General features: G+C 40.8%; 19 protein-coding genes. 7 read left to right on the plus strand and 12 right to left on the minus strand.

What is annotated here, in order from left to right; translation table 11 throughout:
• Window positions 1-946, plus strand: a 946-nt coding sequence (locus N475_RS16835; RefSeq protein WP_155732594.1) for a DUF1554 domain-containing protein, incomplete at its 5' end; no start/stop codon positions are given.
• A gap of 378 nt (window positions 947-1,324) precedes the next feature.
• Here the strand turns inward: N475_RS16835 and N475_RS16840 are convergent.
• The 9 genes from N475_RS16840 to N475_RS16880 all read right to left on the minus strand — a co-directional run bounded on the left by N475_RS16840 (window position 1,325) and on the right by N475_RS16880 (window position 11,852).
• A complete protein-coding gene (locus N475_RS16840) occupies window positions 1,325-2,089 on the minus strand; it encodes a hypothetical protein (protein ID WP_063358902.1) in 765 nt (254 codons plus the stop codon).
• 256 nt (window positions 2,090-2,345) lie between these two features.
• Window positions 2,346-2,678, minus strand: a complete 333-nt coding sequence (locus tag N475_RS16845) for a gamma-glutamylcyclotransferase family protein (protein ID WP_063365633.1) — start codon at window positions 2,676-2,678, stop codon at window positions 2,346-2,348.
• A gap of 82 nt (window positions 2,679-2,760) precedes the next feature.
• Window positions 2,761-4,959 (minus strand): DUF6351 family protein, encoded by a 2,199-nt coding sequence (locus N475_RS16850; RefSeq protein WP_063365634.1) that lies wholly within the window; start codon window positions 4,957-4,959, stop codon window positions 2,761-2,763.
• 195 nt (window positions 4,960-5,154) lie between these two features.
• Window positions 5,155-6,264, minus strand: coding sequence for a PepSY-associated TM helix domain-containing protein (locus N475_RS16855; protein WP_063365635.1), 1,110 nt, complete (start codon window positions 6,262-6,264; stop codon window positions 5,155-5,157).
• A gap of 195 nt (window positions 6,265-6,459) precedes the next feature.
• A complete protein-coding gene (locus N475_RS16860) occupies window positions 6,460-7,089 on the minus strand; it encodes a hypothetical protein (RefSeq protein WP_063358907.1) in 630 nt (209 codons plus the stop codon).
• A gap of 242 nt (window positions 7,090-7,331) precedes the next feature.
• Complete coding sequence (locus tag N475_RS16865; protein WP_063365636.1) at window positions 7,332-9,791, minus strand: TonB-dependent receptor; 2,460 nt, start codon at window positions 9,789-9,791, stop codon at window positions 7,332-7,334.
• 267 nt (window positions 9,792-10,058) lie between these two features.
• On the minus strand, window positions 10,059-10,760 hold the full coding sequence (locus tag N475_RS16870) for a helix-turn-helix transcriptional regulator (RefSeq protein ID WP_063358909.1): 702 nt from the start codon (window positions 10,758-10,760) through the stop codon (window positions 10,059-10,061).
• A gap of 17 nt (window positions 10,761-10,777) precedes the next feature.
• Window positions 10,778-11,092: an antibiotic biosynthesis monooxygenase family protein gene (locus N475_RS16875; RefSeq protein ID WP_063358910.1), complete on the minus strand. Its 315-nt coding sequence runs from the start codon at window positions 11,090-11,092 to the stop codon at window positions 10,778-10,780.
• A 298-nt stretch (window positions 11,093-11,390) separates the two neighbouring features.
• The gene (locus N475_RS16880) at window positions 11,391-11,852 is read right to left on the minus strand and encodes a hypothetical protein (protein ID WP_063365637.1); all 462 of its coding nucleotides are present in this window, start codon (window positions 11,850-11,852) and stop codon (window positions 11,391-11,393) included.
• Between the two features lie 497 nt (window positions 11,853-12,349).
• Here N475_RS16880 and N475_RS16885 point away from each other — a divergent pair, with 497 nt between their 5' ends.
• The gene (locus tag N475_RS16885) at window positions 12,350-12,805 is read left to right on the plus strand and encodes a nuclear transport factor 2 family protein (RefSeq protein ID WP_063358912.1); all 456 of its coding nucleotides are present in this window, start codon (window positions 12,350-12,352) and stop codon (window positions 12,803-12,805) included.
• Window positions 12,806-12,976: 171 nt separating this feature from the next.
• On the opposite strand, the gene N475_RS16890 is transcribed toward N475_RS16885, so the two are convergent.
• Window positions 12,977-13,915: a hypothetical protein gene (locus tag N475_RS16890; RefSeq protein WP_063365638.1), complete on the minus strand. Its 939-nt coding sequence runs from the start codon at window positions 13,913-13,915 to the stop codon at window positions 12,977-12,979.
• A 257-nt stretch (window positions 13,916-14,172) separates the two neighbouring features.
• On the opposite strand from N475_RS16890, the gene N475_RS16895 reads away from it, so the two are divergent.
• Window positions 14,173-14,796, plus strand: a complete 624-nt coding sequence (locus N475_RS16895; RefSeq protein WP_063365639.1) for a LysE family translocator — start codon at window positions 14,173-14,175, stop codon at window positions 14,794-14,796.
• A 54-nt stretch (window positions 14,797-14,850) separates the two neighbouring features.
• Here the strand turns inward: N475_RS16895 and N475_RS16900 are convergent, their stop codons facing one another.
• Both N475_RS16900 and N475_RS16905 read right to left on the minus strand, forming a co-directional pair.
• Window positions 14,851-15,507: a hypothetical protein gene (locus N475_RS16900; RefSeq protein ID WP_063358915.1), complete on the minus strand. Its 657-nt coding sequence runs from the start codon at window positions 15,505-15,507 to the stop codon at window positions 14,851-14,853.
• A gap of 110 nt (window positions 15,508-15,617) precedes the next feature.
• Complete coding sequence (locus N475_RS16905) at window positions 15,618-19,019, minus strand: PKD domain-containing protein (RefSeq protein WP_063365640.1); 3,402 nt, start codon at window positions 19,017-19,019, stop codon at window positions 15,618-15,620.
• 431 nt (window positions 19,020-19,450) lie between these two features.
• Here N475_RS16905 and N475_RS16910 point away from each other — a divergent pair, with 431 nt between their 5' ends.
• From N475_RS16910 to N475_RS16925, 4 genes are all read left to right on the plus strand, one after another.
• Window positions 19,451-20,479 (plus strand): S66 family peptidase, encoded by a 1,029-nt coding sequence (locus tag N475_RS16910; protein ID WP_063365641.1) that lies wholly within the window; start codon window positions 19,451-19,453, stop codon window positions 20,477-20,479.
• Window positions 20,480-20,617: 138 nt separating this feature from the next.
• Window positions 20,618-21,829: an alkaline phosphatase family protein gene (locus N475_RS16915; protein WP_063365642.1), complete on the plus strand. Its 1,212-nt coding sequence runs from the start codon at window positions 20,618-20,620 to the stop codon at window positions 21,827-21,829.
• Window positions 21,830-22,073: 244 nt separating this feature from the next.
• On the plus strand, window positions 22,074-23,153 hold the full coding sequence (locus tag N475_RS16920) for an efflux RND transporter periplasmic adaptor subunit (RefSeq protein ID WP_063358919.1): 1,080 nt from the start codon (window positions 22,074-22,076) through the stop codon (window positions 23,151-23,153).
• Between the two features lie 5 nt (window positions 23,154-23,158).
• Window positions 23,159-26,281 carry an efflux RND transporter permease subunit gene (locus N475_RS16925; protein WP_063365643.1) on the plus strand — a complete coding sequence of 1,041 codons (3,123 nt, stop codon included), beginning with the start codon at window positions 23,159-23,161 and terminating at the stop codon, window positions 26,279-26,281.

The raw sequence follows: 26,281 nt of genomic DNA on the forward strand, positions 1-26,281 counted from the left end.
AGCGATGGACACAGCACTTGCAGCCAAAGCTGATACAGCAACAGTGATTACCCAGTTATCAGCAAAAGCAGATAAAACAGCGATGGACACAGCACTTTCAGCCAAAGCTGATACAGCAACAGTGAACACTCAGTTATCAGCAAAAGCAGATCAAGCTGCTGTTAATACAGCTCTTGCTGCGAAAGCTGATACCACATCTGTGAATACTCAACTTGCTGCAAAAGCAGATCAAACGTCAGTAAATACTGCATTAGAAAGTACGCTTAAATTCAATGCGAATAAGTTGGTGTGGGCAGCAAATCAAGCTTATGAAATTGGTCAGGTTGTGAGGTTTGATTTGAGCGGTGATTTATTTGTGGCGATCAAAGCTGTAGATGATACAAGTACTAAAGCCCCATTTATGGATGCAGAACATTGGACTTTGTTAATGAGCGGTATTCCTTCAGTGAGCACCAATAAAAAAGTAATATTTACTACAACTAGCCAACACAATGGTGCTCTTGGAGGCATTGCTGGTGCAAATGCAATTTGTCAAAGTGAAGCTGATTCTAGTGAAAGTGCACCTAAAGGTACATATAAGGCTTTGTTATCAGGCTACAATTCGCATGCCAAAAATGTCGTAAGCAATGTTAATTCATATCATAAAGTAGATGGGACATTGGTCGCTCAAAGTGGTGTTGTGGACTTCTTTAAAAAACCATTATTGTCACCGCTGAATATGAACGCAAATGGTGAGATTGTCGGAGGTTACGTATGGACAAACACAAGCTTTAGTGGTTTTGCAAACGACTTTAATGCATGTAGTGGCTTCACTCGTCCCTTTGGTGAAGCTTGGTATGTAGAAACGAGATCATCTGTCAGTCACGCTGGATTTACAGATGGATGGATCAATACAGGTACGATCGCCTGTACTCAGAATGCACGTTTGTATTGTGTTCAACAGTGATACTAAAACAGAGTAATTCCAATGCCCACTCGATTATTTGAGTGGGCATTTTTTGTTTAAGTAGTAATGCCACCTTGCCATAAAAGCGCATCACAGAACTAAATGCCATAAATGTATTTGTATAATTCCAGTATCTCAGCCCATAAGTAACCTAAAAATTTATAATTGAATAATTGGTAGGTATTTTTGCTCTAAGTTGAGTTGGATTATTGATGATTATATTTACTTCGAAACTATAAGGATTTTAATAATATAGTTTAAAAAAGAGGGGATGTATCAGTAATTATGCGTTCATGAGTTGCCAAACCATCTATTTATCAGAATACTAGTTGGCAACTTTTCGAACAGTTCAGCTCTGAAAGTAATGGTAATTTAAAATTACTGCTCTAGCCTGACTTCAAATTTATCCGAGTAACGCTCTTGAATGGCGCGTGCACGGCTACTGTCTGCGAATTTACTGTCTAGGACTCCATGTCTTATCCGTTCCATGAATACCTGACCTTCGCACATCTTTTTAGTATTAAGGAGTGGGTCAACAAGACCGTCAAGTGATTCAAGGTTGATACTGTAGCTACCATCATCATCAATATTTCGAACTGTGGTACCTGTGCTTGTGTCATTGCCCTCATTGTTTTTACATGTGATGGTCAAAGCGAGATCGAGGGAAGTATCGGTTGCATCATCTGGTGTCCAGTTAATTTCAAGCGTTTCTTTTCTGAAGAATGACTGGTTTTTTTGGGGGGTAATTATTGTAAAAGGAGCGGGTAGTTTTAAAGTTGTTTCTAATGTTTCATTGCTTTCACCACGTACCAGTCGCACAGAGAATTGAGTGTCTTTTTCTGCGATATTAAAAACAGCTCGGTAATCAATGTCGAAAAAGTCATCATCTTGCTCGAGCTCTTTGGTAACGCCAGCGGCGCGGGCTTCAAGTTTGTCTTTATCTGAAAGTTGAATATTGTTGCCATTTCGGCTGCTCACATTTAGCTCGGCAATTACTCTACTGCTTTCTCCTTGTGTCGTGACATAAATATCCGCCCAAATTGCTTCAGTTTTCACATTTTCTGACTCAGTCGTCGAAGTTGAACAACCTAATAGTAGTGTTGATACTACTAGTGCACTAGCTGAGAGTTTTAATTGTTTCATTTTGGTACCCGCGATTAAAGTGTGTACCTAATCTTAGAGACAAAAGGATAAAACTGAAATAACACTTAACAATTTTAAACAAATTATATTGTTCTTTTTAAGGCATGAATATTCATATGAATTCAGAGGATGGTAGACATAATACTATTGGTCGGATTAATTGAACATCCATGTTCTCAGTAAAAATCCAGTCCATGATATCGAAACAATATGGAGGCAAAATGAATTTTAATAAAGAGTGAGGAGAACACTCTGGTCACTTTTCTGAATATATCCAGCATGATTTACCGGATGCAAGTGGTGCTTTGATACGCTGATAACATTCAGCTTCATATTTGTCAGCTTGTTCTAATTCGTCATCAGAGATGATAAATACAGTGCCAGATACTTTGCTTTGTGGATCATTGGATTTTTTTAAAATCGGATGGACCGTTTTTCCACTTGATGCGAGCACTTCCTCATCGGTTATTTCGACTTCTCCAAGTTCATAACCTATGAGAGTATCGGCAAAGCCACTCAGCTCTCTGCCGAATGTATCTATTTGTACTTGTTTAAGTTGTAAGGTGCCATAACTAAAAAGTGCGTGCATTGAATCACTGCCTATGTATTTTCAATCAAAAAGTGACTGTACCACCCATATTACTGTTTTATAACCAGCTGTTTTTATTAAATTACTCAACTCTAAGTACGGATTTTATATCGGCTTTCCTATTATGTGCATTGTAAATCTGATGTGCTGGTATTCCTCTATCAACGCCATCATAATCACATACGCCTGCAGGAAAAATCGCCTTTAATTTGCTTATGTAATCACTCAAGTCAATTGGTTCATAAAAGCCTTGAACCACGGCTTGTTCAATTGACACTAAAGGACATTTGAACATAGCCCCATCCCAATTACCTCCAGCTTCAATTCGGCTTGTGCTAAACATCGGAAAGCGAGTTTGGCATTTGCCACTTGCTTGGTTATTCCAAGTGCCATTAAAAACACTTTTACCAGTTGCGTATATCGAGCCATCACCATTAAAGCATGTGTCTTGAAGTGATTTAGGTTTAGAAGAAGCAACGGTATTTGCGTCAGATGAGTGTAACGCTACAAGCCATTTATCCATCATCTCAAATGCACTTTGAGTAGGGTTATGGTCTTTGTGTGCGACCCAAATGACATGGTTTTTACTATGCCCATTAGCTGATTCGATCCTTAATCGACTATAAAAAGAGGCTGACATGTGATGCATATCTAATTCATTTTCTAGGTAGTGTCTTGCATCAATGATTGGGATATTAACGCGGCCTATGAATACTTGGCCTGATTGGTATGCTCTATTCATCGCTTTGATTGAGCCTTCATGCCTTGGTGCTACTTCACCCACAGGGGTGGTTATATTATGGTTACCCCATAAAGTGAGCCAAATTGGTATTTTATGGCCGAACGGCAACGCGATACTCTCTTGTCGCATTTCACCTTGTGGTTTCCAACTACCTATATTGGCGTTTATATGTAAAAACTCTTCTACAGATATCAGTTTGTTTTTAAGTGCATTCAAACCATATTGTACGCCAACATTATCCCATGTACTTAGACCTTGCGCATTTTCATCTTTACCAAATACATGAGACATATCTTGCCAATAGCTCCAGTGAGTTGAGTCTACTACTTGTTCAGAAAACAACTCTCTGATAAATCCTTGCCTAGGGTTATTAATAAACGCGGACAATCCAAAATACCCATTGATACACTCGCTATTCCCTTCAGGGAAGCTCGGTACAAATCCTGACATAAGTTGGTTGAGTGGCTGCAGAAAGCCCGCCTTTTGCGGAAAGCCATTGATTGCATTCATACCTTCAATCAGTCTGCGTCGTTCCCAGTTGCGCCAAGCTTTTTTATCACTGGCTCTGAAAGTGAAATAATTGTTTAACAAATCACAGTCAAGTGCATAAGTGGTCTGAGTGATCATATCTGGGTAGCTATACAGAGGTATTAACCCATCCAGAATGCCCGTGCTATTTTGAGCTATGAGGTATTGCGCTAAACCGCCTCCAGAGCCACCTACACCAACAGTGTAAAGGGGGTTGCCATACAGGCTAACAAACTGTTTCTTTACTCTTCTTGCGGTGTCTTCAGCCAATAACATGTTGTATGTGTAGCTGGTTTTGTTGCCACTGGAGCTGATTACTGCATAACCGGCAAGCAGTTGCTCTGCTTGACGAGTCATCACACGAGATGCTTTTTGCCTGCCTTGACGAAAGCCGATCCCTGAGCCGCCATTAAATTGATAAATAAGACGTTTATTCCACTGAGATTGTGCAAATCTGTCGCCAACTTCTTGTTTATCAATTGGCATTACGATGGTGTAAATAAAGCGATTTATTGTACCCTGTTCAACTCTAAATATTGGTATGTCTGTGACTGAACTAACAGTTGAGTCTTTGAGCTTAACCGCTTTGAAGCCCTTATCTTGCCTTTCGAGTGTATAGTAGCTAATAGTCGTTTTTACCGAACAGTCCTTACTGTAGCCTATTACCTCGTCGCCTTGATAAACTGGTACACCCAACCCTAGATGGTTGTCGACTTCTGGTTGGCCTAACTGTGAGTCTCTGGACATGCAATAAAATGGGTATTGATTTGGCCCTGAATATAAGCTCTGTGTGGGACCTGTTGCTCCAATCGCAATTGGATAATTAAAGTGGTCTATTGGTCTTTCAATTTGGGAGATATGAGGTTCGACATTCAGTAAAAAGTTATCTTGCGCTGTGGCTTTGTTTTTTACTGCATACTTTCTGTCCTCATTTGCATAATCTAATTGCATCCAGACTAACCAAGCAAGCGAAGGAAGTAAGACCAAAATGATCAGTAACTTTTTCAGCATACACACCTCGACTTACAGATTGCTTTACTACAAGTTTAGGATTTCTAATTAGCGAGCGTTGTTATTTGTTTGTTATTTATAGTAAATCGATTTAGATAAAAGCAATTAAAAGAAAATAAATTAGCAGCTTAGAAAATAAAATAATGCGTCGGTTGTAACCAATTTCTAGCAACAACCGACCTGTAATCTGGGAGGTTACCTACGCCTTTTTTTTCTTCTTTTTAACCAAATGTAACCACCAGTAAACCCAAGAAGTACAGGAGTGAAACCAAAAAATGCCCAAATCACCTTAGAGGTGTAGCCAGCGAAGTTTCCAAAATGGAGTTTTCTGAATGTATCAATTAGTACAGCCAGAAAAGCCTGATCTCGAATATCGTAAGCAAATACGAAACCGCCGCTTTGAGCATTGAAAGATACTGTACTGGCGTAATCACTAATTAGTGGGTTACCTGTTGGCGTTTTACCATACAGTGTTATGGGTTGTTTCGGCTCACTGGGCATAAGTACGTATGTTGTTTGAAAGCCGGGTATATGGTTGGATGCTTGTGAAAAAAGTCTGTCAAAATCTAAGTGGTTATTGTAGAGCCGTTCTGTAATTTGGTGATGTTCATGACCGTCATGGTGTTCTTGCCACTCATGAAGATATATAGCGATATTATAATATCCGCCTGTGATACCCAAAATTAAAAGTATCGGTGATGCAAGTGTGCCAGCCATTTTATGGACATCACTGAACACGACCAGCAACCTCGAATTCCAACGCAGGGTGAAAACTCGCCGCCAAAATTTTCGGTATATGATGAGCCCAGAGACACCCAAGAAAATCAAAATCAACGCAAAGATACTGGTAAACGCGGTTCCTAGATCCTTGTCGAGCCCTTCAATGTCATTTAATAGTAAAGTGTAATGAAGCTCAAGCAGCCAATCTGTAAGATAATGATTGAGTTCAACAGGTTGACTGAGAACTTCACCAGTGAACGGGTTTGGGTGGGCTTTATACCAATTATCTGTGCCTTTTAGGAGCAGATAAATACGGTCTGCTTCTGTAAATTTTGAGTCGGGTTGTCCGAGTATTTCCCAGCTGCCTAATTCGTAATCCGGTAATTGCTTGTTAATACTTTTTATGAGCGAATTAACACTGAGCCGCGTGTCACTTGTTATGACTTGCGTGTGAGTTGGCATCAACAGCATATCTAGTTCTTTTTTGAAGACTAATATGCTGCCAGTAAAGCTAATTAAAACAAAGGGAATAAGGCAAATAAATCCAAGCCAGCCATGTAATTGGTGCAGCTTTTTTTTAGACATAAATTGAGTCGCTCAGGGGTTGAATTGTGCGAATTATTGAAATTTATAGAGTGCTTATCACACAACAAAAGTGGTGATTATTTGTATGATAATAAAAATGAAAATAGATATCAATTGCAAAATTTGAAACGTTTTACACTTGATATCATTTTGAATAAAGCAATGTTTTACGTCACATTCGATGCTAGCGGGTGGTCAGTACTGGTCGAATTTTAACTCGCTAAAGTGTTGCTCAATAACCGCTTTGTGGTCAGTTTTTTCTTTTATAAAAGTGCCTGCCAGTAATTCTTCTCTTTGCGATTCTAATTTGCTTCTTTGCTCATCTATAAGATCTTTAAGTTTTTCTTTATCTGAGATTTGTAACGCTTCTGAGCTGTTTACATCCTGCTCGGTTAGGTTGAGCATTTCAATTCTCACGCCCATTTCCTTATATTCTAAGAAATCAATACCGAGACTGCCAAATAGTAAAGCTTCGTTCACTTCGTGGGGCTCAATTTCGACCTCAATTGGCATGTCCATTATTTCAATTACGGTTTCTCTATATAGTTGCAGTTCTTGATTTCGCATGTCTAAGCTTGTATCGACGTGCTCGCGGGCGGCGTCGAGTGCTTGACGATAGTACTGCTGCGCTTGCTCTGTTATTTCCTCAAAATTGGTGTTAAGTGAAATAGGCATAACCAAATTGGGATCTGTATTTTTAGGTTTAGCTGTCAAGGCATCCTGTAGCGACTGCGAAAAAGCAGCATGATTGTTCATATTTCTTTGAGTTGTTGAATACTGAGTTTGGTCAAACTTTGAGAGATTGCCTCCCGAGATAATATTCATCGATACGTCCTTTTCTGTTACCAATAGAGTGACGGGTAATCTCAAAAGCTGCCGTGATTAGCCATCAGAGTTCATTAAGCAATTAATAAACCAACTTCATGAAAGTAGATGCTTTTTTGTTTGGAAGGGTATTTAGGTCAAAAATGGCTGTGTCGTTAGGGGGACAGTTAAAATATCAAAAGTGATAGTTATAAATCTATGAGAAAATAAAGGCGGCAATTTGCCGCCTTTATATCTGTACTTTAAAACTGGTAGTTAAATGTCAGCTCAAAGTTACGTTCGTTACCTGGCAAGCCACCTAGGAATAGCGCTTTGCTATAGTGTGTATCATCAGTTAAATTTTCAATATTAAACTGAACATGGTAAGTATCAAAGTGATAGGCCGCTGCCATATCCCAACGTGTATAGCTATCGATTTTCGCTGTAGGTAAGCCGAATGACGGATGGTTTACAGTACGTTCGCCAACGTAGTTTACACCTAAGCTAATTTCAAAATCACCTGAAGTGAATTGAGGTACTGTATAACTTAACCAAGTGCTTCCCATTTTCTCTGGAATACCTTTTTTCGCAGCTTCGCGCTGAGCAGGATCAGATTGCTCATGTCGAATAGATACTGCATCTTGGTATGTGGCGTTGACGTTTAATTTCCAAGCTTCTGCAAGCGCAAGATTTAAGTCAAGTTCAACACCTTTGGTTGTTTCGTTGTTGTCATACTTATACTGAGGAATACCGACATTGAACTCTGGCGCTTTCTGGTCATCATATTCTGGGTTCGTATATCTCAGATTTGTACGTTTGGTTTCAAACACAACCAATGAGCCAAGTAAGTCTTCGTCAAACGCTGTAAAGCGGATACCGAGATCGAGTGTTTCAGACTCAGAATCTGGTGGGCTAGTTTCATCTACCGAGTTAAGGATGCCAAATGCAGTACGGCCTTTGCCCACATTTACGAATGCTGATAGCTCAGGCATAATTTGGTAGTTAATACCAAATGTGAAGGTAGTTCCTGCATCATCAGTATCATTTTCAGGCTTAATCTCTTTCGAACGATCAGTACCTAAATGCTGGTATGCCTGCTCAATACTGGTGTAAGCAAAACCAGCTCTCATTGTTAGTGTGTCAGTTAGGTATAGCACTTCTTGTACACCAATGCCGTATGCTTGCAGCGACTTATTATAGTTACTTCTCAAGCTTGGGTCATAATCCATGAACTCACCAGTTCCCCAATTTGGGTTACGGATGTCCAAAATATATGGAAGGGCGTTGCCAGTTTTGTTGCCGTCACCGTCATATATTGACCACTGCTTAAATGCCATGCTGCGATCTTCAAAGTTTGCACTGATTAAGTGCTCACCGCTGATATCACCGTAGCTCCAACCAAGTTGCAGGTCTGCGAAATACTGCCATGTTTTCTCGTCAGATACTGCGCGACGATACTCTTGACGACGTGCCGCAAATGGATGTAGCTCCCCGTCTTCTGTAACAAGTGGACCACGAGGGTTTGCGTTGATAATTGAACCATGAGTTCTGTCAGAACGATCCCAATAAACATAGTTATAAGCACCAGTTTGACGGACTAAATCAGACTCATACTTACGCCATAATACCTGCTGAGTAAGTGTTGAGTTTTCATCTAGGTGCCAATCATGACGCAGCTTGAATCGCAATTCTTTACCTTCATTTGGTGTAGAAAGCGGCGAAATTAAGCTGGTATCACCTAGATCATACGGCCTTAAGCCATCAGTTGTAGAAATAGACTGAGCAAGTTGTTCACGTTGCGCTTCAGTAAGTTGAATACCTAGGTATTTTTTATTGCCATTCTCATCGATGATGAATTTTGGATCATTCGGTACGTCAGCGCCTGTTAGTGCGCGAGGGTCACCGTCAATACTATCCCAGTTTACAATACGCACTGGGTCACCTACAGAGTCAACCTGAACTGCATCATCAATGTATGCTGATGAGAAAAGTAACTCGTGGTCTTGTGAAGGCACGAATTTTAAACTCGCAAATACTTCGTCTCTATCTTGCTGCAGATCGCGGTAACCATCACTGCGTTCATGGTTTAGAATGACACGGTAAGCTAAATCATCAGAAATCGCATTGGTTGCGTCAAACATGATGCCGTAAGTATTCCAATTGCCAACTTTTGTACTTACTTCGTAAGCTTCTTCAAACTGTGGTTTTTTCTCAATTAGGTTAACGACGCCGCCAGCTGCACCAATACCATATAAACCGGTAGCAGGACCTTTGAGTACTTCCATACTTTCAATATTGGTCATTGAACGAGTAGGGTTGTAATTATTGCCTAAACTCGCACCACCATACATACCATCGTAGGTATAGTTAACGCCAAGACCACGAATAGCGAGATTGTCGCCAATACCATAGTTGTTACCAGCTTGGCTGAAACCACTTACATTTCGAATTGCGTCCTGTAGTGTGTTGGCTGTTTGTGATTTTAGTAGCTCTTCGTCTACAACCACAACCGCTGCAGGCGTTTGCATAAGGGCCATGTTTGACTTAGTCGCGGTGCCTGATTCTAAAATAAGGGCATTGTGTTTGTTATAAACGCTGATGCGTTCGATGTCTGATTCAGTTTTATCAGCTGCATGTGCTGTCGCTACAACACCACCAAGCAAGGCAACTTTAACCGCAGTTGCAACGACACTTTTTGAATTTAGTGAACGAGAGAATTGCATATTACACTCCATACTACGCAATATGATTGTTTATTCGCAGAGAGCGCGCATACTAACAGTGATGGTAAATGATAACAACTCTCATTTGCGTTTAATAAAAGTTGCTAAAGTTAAAGTTTGTTATAAGTTTTGGGTGATGTAGTTGCAGTGTGTTCAGTTGGTGAGATTTTGTTTCTATTCTTGTATTTTAAGTTGAATAAATAATTTTAAATGTAATAAATGTTTATTCGGTTAAAGAGCGCGCTACTGGTCGTATAAGGTTGAAACTCAAGTGTTTTCACTGTGACAGGCTGCTGCCTTAACAAGTTCAATATAATGCGCTAAATTTTTTTCTGCGCCATGTTCAAAATGAGAATCGAGCACAGATAAAGAGACAACTCTATCTAGTCTAAATTCTCTATAGGCACCTCTGAGTAGGCAAAACGCAATTACAGTCCATTTTCCACCCCAATACACCAGCCCCAATGGTTCAATGGTTCTTTCACTGATATCCTCTTTTGCATCTTTATAAGTCATTAAAAGGTGGTTTTTAGATTCAATGGCTTCTCGCAACGCTTTGTTGTGCGCCTGACAGGTTTCGTCATGGTTAAACCCAAGAGCATAGTAAGGAAGAGAATCATTGAGCTGCTTCATTTTTGAGGGCAAAACCGCTTCTATTTTAGCGATCGCTGATTGGGCATGCTGAGCTTGATCTGGATCTGTCCAAGCACTCAACATACGGCTACCAATTAGCAGCGCTTGTAGTTCTTGAACAGAGAACATCATGGGCGGTAAATCGCAGTCGCTAATTAAATAGCCAATACCGGCTTCCCCTTCAACGGGGACGCCAGAGGTTTGGAGGTTTTGAATATCGCGGTAGATTGTGCGCTCAGATACATCTAATTTTTCAGCTAATTGCTTGGCTGTGACAGCAACTTTACGTCCTTTTAGCAAATTTACTAGCTGAAATAAGCGCTCTGATTTATGCACAATCTACCCCTTATCAATTAAGCATCACAACTTTTAGTTAATACTGTATGGTGGCTTATTCCTACAGATTCTTTATCTACTAAAGCACAGAAGGCTTGGCATACGTCAACTTCTTCAAATGCTGCTTGCATCTTTTTATTGTCTTCCAATGTCTCCCAATAGCTAACATCAACGAATGTATCAGTATCTGCTTGGTGAGCCAACGAACGATACAAAAAACCAGGTTGTTTGGCTGCAAATTCCTCAAATGCTGCACTCTTTTCAAGCATCTGCTCTGTAGATACGCCTTGGTTTAATTTAAATGTGACGATTTCAATTATATTCTGTTTCATTTTTAAGCTCCTTGTGTTTGGAGACTGTATTAAAACAAATAGCAATGTCAGGGAATGTCAGGAGTGTGTTTTGGGTACATGCACTGAACATATCAAAACAAATTAGACCCAATCATTATCAAAGTTTGCTCTAAGCAAGTAAAAGAAAATGCAAAATTGCTGTATTTCATGTTTATAAAAAGTGGTTTGGGGTAGATGAGCTGGGAGAGTACAGCGTGTGTCTCTTTTTTTGGGGGGAGTATTAGGCAGAGTGAAAGCTAAGTTTCCCAGCTTTCACTCTGCCTAATGGTAATAAAAGTTATGCTGTTTCTTTTTTTACTACCTCTTGGCCTACAAGGGTTATCTTGACAGTTTGCTCATGACCAACTGGCTCTTGTGGCTCCTTTATTTCACTCCCTATGAAAACCTTATTATTGTCTTCTTCATTTGAAAACGATACATCATAAGAACTATGTGTTGGTCCAAAGGGGTGGTTATAGTCCACGGTCACAATTGTGGTAGGTTGCTGACCATCCAAAATATAATATGTGATGTAACCTTGTGGGCCTATGGGAGCTACTCCAAATTTGTTTTTAACAGTAAATTCAACATGGCCGCCTTGCTCTATTTCATCTGGGAAAAAATAATGCGCTTTATTATTGCCATTCGGAGACGGTTTACCATCGAAAACACCATGTGCAGCATGTGCTCTAATATACTTCATTGTAAAACCGGTATCATTCACTATCGTAATCGTAGATTTTCTTAAAGATTCACTCATTTCATTTCCTCTATATCATGCGTTAATTATTTCTCACGTTATATTCTCGTGTACGAAACAATGGTCATTTTTAATTTAGCTGGGCTTTGCTCAACTCTCATAAAAGTGCTACTGCATGACTCAGAAAGAAATGTTTAAGCTTGTATCACCCGGTTGTGAGGAACATCCCTGTCAGTGAGTAACAAGCATGAGTTTAAAAGGCCATTGAAGAAAGTAAAATTACAAGTTATTACAATGCTTATCCCAGGGGTTAGTTTAGCCTCTGATTTTTAAGTAATTGTTTTTAATGCTTAATCGTCACTTTTGTGTTTTTTATTAGACGGTAGAATGCTTGGGAACTTACGATATTATTTGGTACTTAAAACCAATATATTTAGGTGTTAATAAGCAAATAAAATCAGTGTTTTCATGGTGGGGTATGTTTAAATTAGATTTATATAGGCTATAGTAAAGCTGTTTTATATTATCATTATTAATGCAAAGGTAGGAAAACAATAATGAACAGGTTACTTTTTATCATTACGAGCTTGATATGTGTATCATTGATGGCATTTAAAGCGAATGCACATAACTTTATGACACCTCAGGAAGCGATTAACTCTTACGTTCAAGGCGTTACCAACGGCGTAGGTAAGGATGTAGAAAAGGCGTTTCAAGAAACTGCGACAATTCAGTTCTATGACAGCAGAGGCAGCTTTAATAATTTTAATCGAAATCAATTTATTGAACTAATAAATACCGGAAATAAGTGGAGTGCAAAGGTCGAAATTACGAGTCTTTTGATAACTAAAAACGCCGCCAGCGCTACGGTTGAGTTTAATTGGGGTAAAAGTAAAGAGCATGGATTTGTAGACTATTTAAACTTAATTTTTGATGGCCAAAAATGGCAGATTACGAGTAAAGTTGCTCAATATGTATCTAAAAGTAAGTCGTCAAAAGTCGATGCTAAGTAGATAAGCTAAGCTCATTGTGCGAGTAGCTCTAAAGGTAAGGAGTTACTTGGCTTTGCGCTTTTAAAATCTGACGGGTATCCTCGGTATTGATCTAAGTTAGTGATTTAACATTAGCCTATAAAGTATCTCGAAATTAGTTGGGAGCCTGTAAGCTGATTGAAAAAGCGGTCACTACTGTCTATTACTAGGGTAAAAAGTACCATTAGAGTAGATTGCAGCAAGCCAAAGATCAAAAATCTCATTTGCACTGTCTAGCTCTTCTGCTGAAAGCAGCTGATACTGTCTTTGCTCATACCACGCATAACGATTGTAAGTTTTATCGTTGTTTGTGAGCTCCATAATCACGCGATTGATGGCATAAGAGTTTGCCAAGCTATTCTCAGTTAAACTCTGGGTATGATAGAGGCGAGACAAGTATTGCAGTGCTCGTTCACTACCTCGCTTCGCAGCTTGATTTAAAAATGTCACTTGCTGAGCAATAAATGCATCTCGCTTTTCAATATACTCTCCCCTTGGCAGTGATGTGAATCCTTGTGTGTCCATGTAAGACTTGGGGGTAATAGCCGCATAGGTTTCTTGTGCAGCGATTGAGCCGCTATGGGCCGCGGTCTCTATGTACGAAAAGAACTGATTACGCTCCGAGCTAGAGATTTTATCGCAGTAATTAAATTTCTCGATTAAATTGTCGGTAGCTCGATCTGCATCGCTGTATGATGAAACTTCGTCTAGCTTGCTTTGCAGTGCGTACTCATCAATAGGTGCGGACAAGCAGAATCTTAAGTTTGCGCCAATTATATAGTTGGCATTTGCATCGCCATTGTGAGCAGCAGCTTTTAAATCTGAAAAGGCATCGTAAAACCGTTTTTTAAGTTTCCATGTGGGCTTTTGTATTATTGTCAGCTGACTTTGTCGATGTAATGTTGCTGTTGCTTTTTGGTCTGTTTTCTTGGTAATTTCGGGTATTTTATCTTCTTTTCTGAAAGTCGTGCTTGTGTCATGTGCCTGTTGGCTTTGCTGTGATGCTTGAGTATTCGGTTTTTGCAGTGCATCTTTTTGTAAAAACAACCTTGATATGAAAATAGATAAAAGAGTTGTGGCAATCACGAGCATCGTAATACGACTCTTTTTGCTGATGAAGAGGCTCAATATTTTCTCTCTAATTTATACATGAATATTGCTCAGTAAAAATAATATAGATTTTTCAATTAAATACAAATACACAAAGTTATATGGCTGGTTGCTCATAGGCTCAGCAGGGAATATCTGTGCTATGCAAAGAGCGAGTTTCGATAGTTGATTCTTAATTTTGTTAGCTTAGCAGGCTAAACTTCGGTAAACTCGCCGCTCAAAATTTCAAAGAGGTGAGTATGGAATTATCCGCTTGGTTAAGTTTGGCGTTAATTTGTACACTAGGAGCAATGTCTCCTGGGCCGAGTTTAGCGGTCGTTTTACGTCATAGTATAAATGGTGGGGCTAAATCAGGTATTGCAGCGAGTGTGGCGCACGCACTTGGAGTGGGGAGCTATGCGGCTCTGTCTATACTCGGTCTTGCTAGCTTAATATCGCAGTTTCCTATGCTTTACACTGGCTTGTTATATTTGGGAGCCGCTTATTTAGCCTATCTAGGGTATAAGATATTAACAAGTAAACCTGATGGTGAGGCGCAAGCCCAAACTATGCGAGAAGCAAGTAACTGGATCACTGCAGCAAAAGAAGGCTTTATGGTCGCTTTTATCAATCCAAAAACGGCTATTTTCTTTGTCGCTTTATTTTCTCAGTTTATAGATCCAGCAGCGATGACAGTTTCTTTGGCGTTTTTAATGTGCTTTACCGTGTTTGCGATTGATGCGGTATGGTTTATTTTCGTCTCTGTTGCGGCATCATCTGCTAATCAAAAATTAAATTTACAGTCACGCCAGTCGGTTATTTCTAAAGTGCTTGGCACTGCTTTTTTACTTTTAGCCGCAAGAGTGTTGTACCAAACCTTGTAAATCACTTCTTTATATTAAGCTGCTAGGTCGGCAGCTTTTTGCCGCTTGGCAATACTATGTATGTGAGCGACTTTGTAAAAATTGGCTCAGTACTAATAGTTTCAAAACGGGATTTGCGCGTGTGGCATGGGTAAATTGTATTGCCACTTGATGTTTTTCCCGTGCAACTGCTCGTTCTATGTGAACGTTTATTTCTAACCCACAGTTTAACTCCAAGCTGGCTTGCCCGCCCAAAAAGGGCTCTATGCAAATGAGACTATTTAATGGAAAAGTAATCACGCATGCGCCAGATAGAGATAAGCTCTCAACCGTAAATGTGAGCTTAGGGCTGTCGCAGTTACTTGCCAGTTTCATGGAGATTGGTGGAGTGGGGTGAAAACGCCAATTTCTGGGAAAACCATGATCATCAATAATTTCAGGTAATTGTTCGATTAAAGTAAGCAGGGCAGCTTCATTTTCATTGCTAAATTCTTCGGCTTGGCTTTTTGTAAATAGCTTCAAAAAACTCTTCGCATCAAAGGATTGCAGAGCGACATGTTGATTATGTGATAGCAATAAACTGAGTGGATCGAACAGGATCAGCTGCCCTAAAAGTTGCTGGATTTTGGTTTTTTGCAAAGAGTCGAAATCTATTTGATTGTTTAATTTTTCCAAATAGGGGCGCTCTACCACTTCATGTATGTAGTCCAGTTCGTCTTGTGTTAATTTCATAACTCACAGCTCGCCCTTTTCCGTATGTATTATCACAGCAAAATACATACCGTTTAGTGTACTTGAGTATGAGTTGGCGAGGCTATTCAGCCTCGCCATCCAAATGGACGTTATCTTCTAAGCGTGCCGCTAAATCGAGAGTGATGGTCCGGACTATCTGGATTGTCTACCACGGTGGGGTGAGCCAGCATAGTGACATCCACATTCCAGCCATCACTAATATTGGATGTAGGTGTAATAACATAGCCTTCTACGGCTAGCCCAGCACTGGGTGTTACGGCTTTCAAATTCAATTGGCCAACAGTCAGTGTCCACGTAAAGGCACGTGTTTTCCCATCCGTCACAAAGTCTGCTGTGCCATCACCATACATGTCTAAATAGTGAGTGGTATCGCCATTTTTAAGTGCAAAGCGCTCATATTTGATTTTTGAAGCCTCAAATTGTGTTTGTGGACCATTCAGTTTAACTCTAACCACTGCGCCTACTTCATCTGCATCTTTCCAGTGTATGACGTCAGGCCCAGCTTGGTACATAAAGAAGGTTGTGTCGTCAGTGTTAAGCTGATTAAGTTCATAGGTTAACTGAGCAAACCCTGATTCTGAATTGTAAACATATGAACCGTAATTGATTCCAGGTCCGTCAGACATGGCTGGATTATATTCAGCCTCAAAGAACTTATTATCAGGCATGAATACGTTGACGAAAATTTTATCTGTACTCAATGGATATTCAATAAATCCTCCAACTCTTGGTTCAGATGAGTCAATGAGGCGCTCAAAAACAGTCGGACTTTCGCCTTCGACATCAAGCGTGAGTTGGTTATTTGCAACCGTGGCAATGTGCTTCAAGTTTGTGTCAAAACCATACACACCATTGGTATCAATGACTTTGGATACTGTGAGTTCGCCTGTTGATTCATTCCAACTCAAACTACCAATTTCTAGTCCCGCAAACCCTTGAGGGTCTTGATCAGTTTTTAATTCCATATGTACCCAAACACCATCGCGAATAACAATCACAAAGTTTGGCTCGCTCGGCACATACCAAGTTCCGTCTATAGCAAGAGGAGTAGGTGCTGGCGTTGGTGGTGTCAATGCCCTCGATGCGACAGCGGAGTTAAAGTACAGATTGCGTACCTCTCCAGAATCACAGCTGGTGCCTTCTGGGTATCCACACACATTGAGATAATCTCTATCAAACATATTCAGCTCAGTAACGCCAATCGATCCCATCTGATCAATTTTTAATAAGCCTTGAGCCACGGAGTAACTTCCGATCTCATTACCGTTAGTAAGGACGACGCGAGACGTTGTATTGTCTTCATTAGTCTTAACTGAAAACTGATTTGAAAGTAACTGACTGTCTTCAATGAAATACATGAATCTATTGTCTAGCCAGAAATAGTCAAATTGCGACAGAGTAGACTGTCCTTTATGATATTGAACGACCCTAGAGCTGTTAGGACTTGATAACGGGTAGCTGACTCGTCCAAACCAAGTATCACTATTTCGAGATATTATCTCAATGTTATGATGCCATTGGACTACGCACTGTTCGCTGGTTGCGTTTTCAGAGCATTGTCGAGTTGATTTCCCTGTACCAGATGAACTATCGAGAAAGTTCATCATCGATAGAGTACGCCCTGAAATGTGCCAAGCGTCTAAGTAGTTATTCAAAAAGTCATAGGATGCACCATTAATGTAGTTATCAATGAAATTGTTGCGTAGTTCTGATGAGCCATAATACTCCCTAAATCGGCCCAAAGCGTCGCTTTCGGACAGTGCAATCTGTTCTTCTGGGAGCATCAAGCCACTGCGTCTTCGGCGAGTTTCTGACTCTGTTTTTTCTGTTGTCGCCCAGAATTGGTAGCCTGTGTGAATACCTTTAATCATCCAGTACTTGAACGATTTAGCAGCCAATGAGTCAGTTGCTACTAACGTAATGGTCAACACATTATTACTGATTGACCAAGTTATCGCACGTGACTCGGAGGTGGGAGTTTGCGCACTACCTGTGCCGTCAGTGTTAAAGGTGACTTTACTGGCAAATGAGCCAGTATCGATGTAGTAAAGCGCATTGATGTACCATTCTCCAGTGAACTTCCCACTGTCAGGAGTAATGGTATTATTTTTATCAATCATGGAGAGTTCTGCAGGGCGTGAAACATCGCTTCGTAATACTGTTCCTTCTCCTTCTTCAACTACAGTGATTTCATCGCCAACAAAAGCAATACTGATAGCTTTTGAGATTGGGTTTTCGTCAATGATGTTAAACGAGGCACTCTTATATTTGAATTGACAGACAAATTGCATTCCCTCTGAGTTTGAGCATGGGAAGCCATTACTGCGTACATCGCCAACAAATGTTATGTTGACTACTCCTTGCTCTGTTTGGCTCCAAGTAATGTCGCCACTGGAGTAGTCGGCAAATGTGCCTGTACTGTCTGAGTTGAAAGTGGCTTCTAGAAACAAGTCTTCAAAGCGGCTTGTGGAGCCAATTAAGAAGTCCCCTGTAATTCCCGATTGGCCGCTGTCAACTAAATCACCATCGTCTTTGATTTGGGTTTTAGTCGAGTCAATAAGAGTAGGGCTCGTCTCATTGATGGTATTTGTAAGGTCATTAACCGCAGATTGACTCGATACTAAGTCGAATGTTGAGTTTACACCCGGTGGCAAATCAAATGCGTCGTCACCTTCTCCGTCGACGACAATTTTAATTAATGCTGCGAGTGTTAGCTTTTCGTCGGCATCAATACCAACCAATGCCTGATTGAGTGTACTTTGTGAAGTAGGCACGCCTACTTCTCTGGTTATTAGTGCGTACTCAGAAGTTGTAACATTTGTAATGTTGACGCCAAAGTTATCATCTTTATCCAAAATGCCATCTTCACCAGCCTGTGCTTGGATTGAAGCGAAGCTAGGTAATTGAGAGTAAAACTCGACTTCGGATTGAGTGGTACCGCCCTTCGCCCGAATGCGCACCAAATCATTCTCCATTGATTCGTCAACATCGAGTTGATAGGTATATTTCCCCTCAGCATCTGCCGTTAATTCAAAGTTTTTATCGCCAATAATCAGTGTTAGTGCGGCATTTGGAATAGGGCCATCAGTGACCAGCCCCGTAATCGTCACTGACTTGACAATTCGCGACACACTGAGGTTAAAGTCAGCGCTTGCTGTGGCGCTGTCATCATCTGTTACTGTCACCCTAAGCGTCATAGAGGTGTCTTCAGTGACGTCCGGTGTGATGAAAGTCACTGTTTTGGTGGCAGAGTTTTGCAACGTTGCCGTTGGCCCAGAAACTATTTGCCATGAATAGGATTCAACCGAACCATCACTGTCACTCGCTTCGGCTGTTAATGATATCTCTTTTTGTTCTTGGATGGTGTTCTCGCCACTAATTGAAACTGTTGGTGCATTGTTTTGTGGCTGTGTAGGTGTTGGTGTAGGTGATGGAGTGGAAGGGGAGCCAGAATCACCACCAGACGAACCGCCACAACTTACAACAAGCATACATAGCACCAAAGTACTGACAAGATGCATCCGTTTGCATGAATAAAACATATTATTGTTCCTCTTGAAACGCACGATACAATCTGTGCAGATTATGTATGGTTCTGTATTTTTCTCACTAAAGCATAGTAAATGGTGGAAATTCGTACAGAAGTTTTGGGAATTAAGTTGGGCGTATTTTTATGTTGCAATACATATATTTTTTGAAGTAATGTTAAATGAAAATGTTTTGTTTAATTTCAGCCTGTTACAAAGAAAAACCATTAAATGTATAATTTATAAAATTCATTTTTTAACACTTTGTTTATATATTAACTGGTACGCTGAGTTTATTTACTTTCACATTTGATGCTGATTATCTAAATTTTGCGACTTTTGGGGCTATTTTTGTTGTCAATTAATTATCAAATAATAAAAAGTAAGGAGAAATTATGGTGTATCCCCGCCCTTTAACCGAAGGAAGTAAAATTGCCATTACAGCTTTTTCTTCTGGCGTTCCAAAACCGCTACATGCGCGCTTAGATTTAGTACTTGATGATTTACGCACTAGAGGGTTTGAAGTGCTTGAAGGGCAGTGTCTTAGGGATAATCAAAAACATGTTAGCGCACCACGAGAGCACCGACTGCGCGAGTTAATGCAGTTTATGTGTGATGACAGCATTGATGCAATTATGGCTCCATGGGGCGGAGAGATTGCAATGGATTTACTGGATGAAATTGACTGGGACAGATTGCAGCAGGCAAAGTCAAAGTGGTTGCTTGGTTTTTCTGATATCAGTACTTTACTATCAGCAATATATTCAAAACTAGGCTGGGCAACATGCCATTGTACAAATTTGATGCAGTTGAGTTTGAATCAAACTGACCCGCTAACATCTAAAGTTTTTGAGCATTTGAGTTTATCTATGGGCAGTAGCTTTACACAATCAAATGCGAAGTTTTATGAGGCACAGTATGCTGACTACAGCAAAAAGCCAAATGCTTGCTTTAGTTTAACAGAACCTGTTCAGTGGAAGCTGCTAAATAAACATTGTAATTCGTCTGAATCTGTGACGTTTTCGGGGCGATTGGTGGGTGGGTGCTTAGATATTCACGCTGTACTCTATGGTTCTGAGTACTTTAATCCTGAATTTAATACCGATGAGCCCCTCATATATTACTTGGAAAATGCGGAGTTAACCCCAACTCAATATTTTAGGGCATTACAAGGGTTAAAATTGCGGGGCGCATTTAATAAAGCGTCAGGTATATTAATTGGTCGAAATGCTGTAACAGATAACGAACAAGCTCCACTCAGTAGCATTGAAGCGCTTGAAATGGCACTTGGACAGCTTTCAATTCCTGTAATTTATGATGTAGATGTGAGTCACTTAGCGCCAAATCTAACTTTAATAAATGGTGCTCATGCTGTTGTTACGCTTAAAAACAACGACGCTGATATAACCCAGTTACTAATCTAATAGTCGTGGCGGTGCCACGACTTTTTTATATTGATATTTAAAATATTCTTAAAATCTGCATTTTTAGGTCTTTAGACCTTCCAATTTGAAATCTTTGCAATATAAAGTGTCTGCAATTTTAAATTCATGAGAATAACAATGAAGTCATACCTTTCTATATTGTTTTTTATGGTATTAATGGTTTTATCTTTTAGCTCCTTTGCTAATAATAAAAATGAACAAACTGTCGTTTTAATTTCTATCGATGGATTTAGATGGGACTATATTGAAAAGCATAATGCGAGAAATATTGCGCGTATTGCAAATACAGGCGTACGTGCAACTCATATGCGTCCAGTGTACCCAACGAAGACTTTTCCAAACCACTTATCAATTATTACAGGGTTACTGCCGTCAAATCATGGAATTATAGGAAACTATTTTTGCAATAAACGCCGTGATGAATGTTACAAAATGGGACAAGGGCTGCAAGATAGCACTTGGTTAAATGGTATCCCTCTTTGGAACCTAGCCGAACTACAAGGTGTGAAAGCTGCTACGTACTTTTGGCCTGAGTCTGATGCTCGATTTAATGGCAGAACACCAACGTATTTTATGCACTATTCGAAGCATGGAAGTTATCAAAAGCGCGTAGACCAAATGGTAAATTGGTTGCAGTTGCCGAAGTCTCAAAGACCAAGGTTTGTGGCAGGGTATTTTTCTCTGGTGGATGATATGGGGCATGATTTTGGTCCGGATGCAAAACAAACCTATGATGCTGTTCAAGAAGTAGATAAGTTAATTGGCCAACTTTGGACACGGCTACAGTCGGAAGTTGACCACGATGTAAATCTTGTTTTGGTGTCCGATCACGGTATGGCTTCGGTCGACCCAACTAAAACGATTATACTCAGCGAGCTATCATTTAATTTAGATGACTTCAAAGTGAAAAATGGTGGGTCCAGAACACATTTATATAAGAAGCAGAATGCAAATGTAAACATTGAAAAGCTTAAGTCACAGTTATCTAAAGTAAGCTTGGGAAGGTTTGAGGTGCTCAGTCACGAAGTACTGCGCAAGCGCGGAGTCACAATTGATGAAACAACCGCAGATATAATCATTGAAACCAAGCCGCCTTATACTTTTGGCATCTACAAGCGTGTAAGTTATAGAGGTACTCACGGATATTCTTATAGTAAAGATATGGCAGCAATTTTTGTAGCGCATGGCCCCGCGTTCAAAAGTGGTGTGACGTTACCAGAGGTTAATAACCTTGATATTTATCCAATGGTTGCGGACGTGCTTGGCCTTGAGTTGCTCTCGAAAGTGGATGGTGACGGTCAGACTCTAATGCCAGCATTAAGTGAGTAGGAGAGTCGTTATTTGAGATACGGGTATGGCAGTGTGTCATTCACACATTTTACACGGTCAATGCATTAAACTGTAAATAGAATAAAAAGTGGTAACAAAAGTTATCAATATATGGTTTATTGCCAAAGCCATATGTACTTTTTGACCGTTACCTTCTAGATTAGTGAGTTTGTCGCAATTTAAACGTTCGGCAAACTCATTCGTAGTATCTTATCAAAAATAATAATCATTTGAGGTGTAAAAGATGCACTGTAAATCTGCATTTGTATCAGTAGTGATGACTTTTGTGTTGTTAAGTTGGTCAACTGTTACATGGAGTGCGCCTGTAGAAGTTGCTGTATTTCAGGCCAAAGAGCTTCAATATAAGAACAAACTGCTCTTAAGTGGCACAGTAGAAGCAAAGCAAAACGCGACGCTAGCAAGTTTGGAAGCTGGTGTTGTAAATGCGTTATTAGTAGAAGTAGGTGACGCGGTTGCAAGCGGGCAAGCTTTGCTAAAACTTGATCCAACCCTCGCGAAACTTGAATTAGAGCAAAGCCAAGCATCGCTTGAGTCTGCCGAAGTTGCTTTGTTGGAGGCCAAGCGTCAGTTAGAAGAAGTTGAATCATTATCTAAAAAACAATTCGTTGCGCCTACTTTACTTGCAGAGCGCCGAGCAAGTGTAGCAGCAGGCAAAGCCGAACTTGCCAAAGCACACGCGACATTAGCGGTAAACAAAGAAACACTCCGAAGACAGACGTTGTTTGCCCCTTTTTCGGGAGTTGTGATGAAGCGAGATGTAGACTTAGGCGAATGGGTCACAACACAAACACACACCTTGACGCTCGTATCAGTAGATGACTTGAGACTTAGTGTTGCTGTTCCCCAAGAATACATTAATGCATTTTCAAATGGTCGTATTACTGAGCTGGTTATTCAACCAGACTATGACCAAAGCAAACTGATCAAAGGCCGCATCCAAGCGATTGTACCTGTGATTAACGAATCTACCCGTAGCTTTGTTGTACATGTTGAAGTTCCTAGTCAAGCTGGCTTTGTTGCAGGTATGTCAGCGCAAGTCGAATTTGAGTTACCGAGTGTGGGGGCGCAGGCAATTTGGGTGCCTAAATCTGCTCTGAAGTATCACCCAGATGGTGCCTTAAGTGTGTTTGTAGCTAACGGAAATATAGCGCAACGACACACCGTTAGGATCCTCGAACAACGTGGTGAGCAAGTTATGATTTCGGTAGTTTCAGGTGATAACGCAGCGCTTAGCTCTCCCATTATTGTCACCGCTGTACAGCTGCTAAAAAGTGGCAGTGAGATTACGGTTAGTAAGGGCTAAAACATATGATTGAAAGCGCCGTAAAGCGCGGTACCTTAGTTGCCGTGATATCTTTGATCATCTGTATTTTAGGGTTAGTGACTGCACTTAAAATTCCTGTACAGATGATTCCAGATCTCGAAGTTAGAACTATTACCGTTCAGACAGGTTGGCCGGGGGCAACGCCGCAAGATGTTGAAAAAGAAATCCTTGTTGAACAAGAGCGATATTTACGAAGTTTGCCTAACTTGAAACGAATGGTTTCTTACTCGAATATGGGAACAGCTAGAATTCAGCTAGAGTTTCCATTTGGTGTAGACGTCAATGATGCTCTGATCCGGGTAAACAACGCGCTTAGTCAAGTGCCTGGATACCCAGAAAATGTTGACCAGCCGAGATTGTATTCTAGTTCGTTTTCATCTAACGCATTTATGCATTTTGTGCTCAAACCCCAGTCTGGCAATCCACTGGATTTAGATGTAGATATGTTAAGAGATTTTGCCGAAGACTTTGTTCGACCTCGTATGGAGAGTGTGCAAGGTGTGTCAGAGGTGGGCGTAGGCGGCGGTGCTGCAAGGCAAATTCAAATCAATGTTGACCCTAGTCGGCTAGCACAACGCGGCTTAAGCGTGACCGATTTAAGAAATGCGATTAGAGCACGTAACCGTGATGCCTCAGCCGGAGATATAGAAAGTGGCCCGAGTCGTTATTTATTGCGTATGGTTGGCCGTTTTGAACAGCTCAATGAACTTGATAATTTAATTGTTTCCGAGCGAGGTGGCGTAACAACTAAATTAAAAGATGTGGCCGTTATCTCATTGGATCACTTCGAACTTAGAGGAATATCTTATTCTGATGGCGAGCGCACGCTAAGACTTTCTGTGCGCCGTGAGAGTGGGTCGAATGTAATCGATATTAAGCAGCAAATGTTGCCGGTTATTGAGCAAATAAATCAAGAGTTGCTTGCCCAAAATGGCCTTGAATTAATTCTGATGAGTGATGACGTACAATACGTTGAAAGTTCGCTTAAAAATGTATGGACTAATTTAGCGCTTGGTGCACTTTTGGCTACTTTAGTTATGTTTTGGTTCTTACGTTCTGGCCGCGCTACTTTAGTGGGGGTGATCGGAATTCCAATTTGTACCATCGCAGCATTCCTTGGATTGACCTTATTTGATCGTACGATCAACGTTATTTCATTGGCCGGCGTTGCGTTTGCAATTGGTATGACGGTCGATAATACGATTGTGGTACTTGAAGCGATTGTGCAAGCCAACAAGCGTGGTACCAGTAAATTGCACGCTGCGATTAAAGGCGTTAAAGAAGTATGGCCAGCAGTTTTAGCGTCCACAGCTACCACAGTGCTAGTATTTGCGCCGATTTTGTTTGTGCAGCAAGAAGCGGGTCAGCTTTATTCAGACATTGCAATTGCAGTCTCGTCAGCCATTATAGCTTCGATGTTGGTTGCGATTTTCATCGTCCCTACAACGCTTGCGAATTTACCCAATCGTAAAGAAGAGATCAAAACAGTTTCACTTTCAAAGCGCTGGCTTGGCTTAGTGTCTTTTTGTGTTGCCACGAAAGCGAGAGCGTCTGCAATTACCGCTGGGTTTATTGTTATTACGTTAGGAGCTGCATACATTTTAATGCCAGCTGCTGAATATCTACCTGAGGGAGAAGAGCCAAAAGCATTCTCTATGATGATCGCGCCGCCGAGCTATAACTTGTCTGAAATGAAAGAAATAGGCGATGAACTACGTGTTTATTTCAATGGGTATGTAAACGCACCAAGCGAAGCGTTCGATAAGGGTGAGACAGATATGCCACCACTTGCGTACTATTCAATGTCTGTATCGATTGGTCGCATTTGGTTCCTTAGTGCACCGACTGATCCAGATAATATTCAAGCAATGATGGATGCCATTACAGCCAAGTTTAGAAGTTACGACAAAATGCGAGCTTTCTCTGCTCGAGGGTCGATCATCTCTAGTAATGATGGTGGTACCAGAGCCGTTGCAGTGGATATTGCGGGCAGTAATTTAACCGATCTATACAGCGCGGCCGAAGCGGTATATCAGCAAGCACAGCTTACATTTGATAACCCTCAAATTAACTCTGATCCTCGCGCGTTGAGCTTAGATCAGCCGCTAATCGAGATTAAACCAAAATGGCAACGCTTAGCTGAATTAGGGATCAGTGCAAACGAGTTTGGTTATACTATTTCGTCTCTCAGTGATGGCGCCTATGTTGATGAGTTTATTCTTAATGATGACAAAATCGATATGTTTATTTTCAGTCATCAGAAGGAGCAGCAAACGATAGAGCAGCTTGCAACCTCCCCAATTGTGACACCATCTGGTGACGTACTGCCACTCAGTGCTTTAGCCGATTTGGTCGAAAGTAAAAACAGTGACAGCCTTCGCCGTGTAGATGGTAAAAGGACGGTGACCGTATATATCATTCCACCAAGAGATGTGGCTCTGGAAACGGCAGAAGAGATTGTCCGTACAGAGTTGTTACCAACACTTTGGCAGCAAGGCAAAATAGCCCAGGGTACAAAAGTTTCAATCAGTGGCGCGGCAGATCAGCTTGAAGCAACTCAAGCATCATTGTCGAGTAACTTCATCGTTGCGTTGGTACTAAGTTACCTATTGCTGGTTGCCATATTCACACACTGGCGTTACCCATTATTCATTTTAGCCACAGTACCTCTTGGTATGGCTGGTGGATTACTAGGTTTGATTTCGGTGAATGGTGTGAATGCAGTTTTGGCCAATTTTGGTATGACGCCGTTCCATCAACCTTTCGATATGATCACTATGTTGGGTTTCCTAATTCTGTTGGGAACTGTGGTAAACAACCCAATTTTGATAGTAGACCAAACTCGAAAATTGGTTGTTGACCAAGGTATGGAAGTTGTCGCTGCTGTTAAGCAAGCAGTGGCAACGCGTTTAAAACCCATTTTAATGTCTACCGCAACAACGTTGTTTGGACTAGCGCCTTTGGTCTTTATACCTGGTGATGGTACCGAGTTGTACCGAGGGGTCGGTATTATTGTGTTGTGCGGAATTGTATTCTCAATGATACTGAGTTTGACATTCTTACCTGCGCTGCTAGTTAGCGTACTCAGTAACAAACACGCACGTTAG

Source organism: Pseudoalteromonas luteoviolacea DSM 6061 (assembly GCF_001625655.1).
GTDB classification, from domain to species: Bacteria; Pseudomonadota; Gammaproteobacteria; order Enterobacterales; family Alteromonadaceae; genus Pseudoalteromonas; species Pseudoalteromonas luteoviolacea.

What these genes read in the sequence shown, in the direction of transcription:
- N475_RS16855 (WP_063365635.1), bottom strand. Translation starts at nt 6,264, where the DNA reads ATGTCTAAAAAAAAGCTGCACCAATTACATGGCTGGCTTGGATTTATT.
- N475_RS16885 (WP_063358912.1), top strand. Translation starts at nt 12,350, where the DNA reads ATGAACAGGTTACTTTTTATCATTACGAGCTTGATATGTGTATCATTG.
- N475_RS16915 (WP_063365642.1), top strand. Translation starts at nt 20,618, where the DNA reads ATGAAGTCATACCTTTCTATATTGTTTTTTATGGTATTAATGGTTTTA.
- N475_RS16925 (WP_063365643.1), top strand. Translation starts at nt 23,159, where the DNA reads ATGATTGAAAGCGCCGTAAAGCGCGGTACCTTAGTTGCCGTGATATCT.
- N475_RS16910 (WP_063365641.1), top strand. Translation starts at nt 19,451, where the DNA reads ATGGTGTATCCCCGCCCTTTAACCGAAGGAAGTAAAATTGCCATTACA.
- N475_RS16890 (WP_063365638.1), bottom strand. Translation starts at nt 13,915, where the DNA reads ATGCTCGTGATTGCCACAACTCTTTTATCTATTTTCATATCAAGGTTG.
- N475_RS16840 (WP_063358902.1), bottom strand. Translation starts at nt 2,089, where the DNA reads ATGAAACAATTAAAACTCTCAGCTAGTGCACTAGTAGTATCAACACTA.
- N475_RS16850 (WP_063365634.1), bottom strand. Translation starts at nt 4,959, where the DNA reads ATGCTGAAAAAGTTACTGATCATTTTGGTCTTACTTCCTTCGCTTGCT.
- N475_RS16865 (WP_063365636.1), bottom strand. Translation starts at nt 9,791, where the DNA reads ATGCAATTCTCTCGTTCACTAAATTCAAAAAGTGTCGTTGCAACTGCG.
- N475_RS16895 (WP_063365639.1), top strand. Translation starts at nt 14,173, where the DNA reads ATGGAATTATCCGCTTGGTTAAGTTTGGCGTTAATTTGTACACTAGGA.
- N475_RS16880 (WP_063365637.1), bottom strand. Translation starts at nt 11,852, where the DNA reads ATGAGTGAATCTTTAAGAAAATCTACGATTACGATAGTGAATGATACC.
- N475_RS16860 (WP_063358907.1), bottom strand. Translation starts at nt 7,089, where the DNA reads ATGAATATTATCTCGGGAGGCAATCTCTCAAAGTTTGACCAAACTCAG.
- N475_RS16900 (WP_063358915.1), bottom strand. Translation starts at nt 15,507, where the DNA reads ATGAAATTAACACAAGACGAACTGGACTACATACATGAAGTGGTAGAG.
- N475_RS16875 (WP_063358910.1), bottom strand. Translation starts at nt 11,092, where the DNA reads ATGAAACAGAATATAATTGAAATCGTCACATTTAAATTAAACCAAGGC.
- N475_RS16920 (WP_063358919.1), top strand. Translation starts at nt 22,074, where the DNA reads ATGCACTGTAAATCTGCATTTGTATCAGTAGTGATGACTTTTGTGTTG.
- N475_RS16845 (WP_063365633.1), bottom strand. Translation starts at nt 2,678, where the DNA reads ATGCACGCACTTTTTAGTTATGGCACCTTACAACTTAAACAAGTACAA.
- N475_RS16905 (WP_063365640.1), bottom strand. Translation starts at nt 19,019, where the DNA reads ATGCTTGTTGTAAGTTGTGGCGGTTCGTCTGGTGGTGATTCTGGCTCC.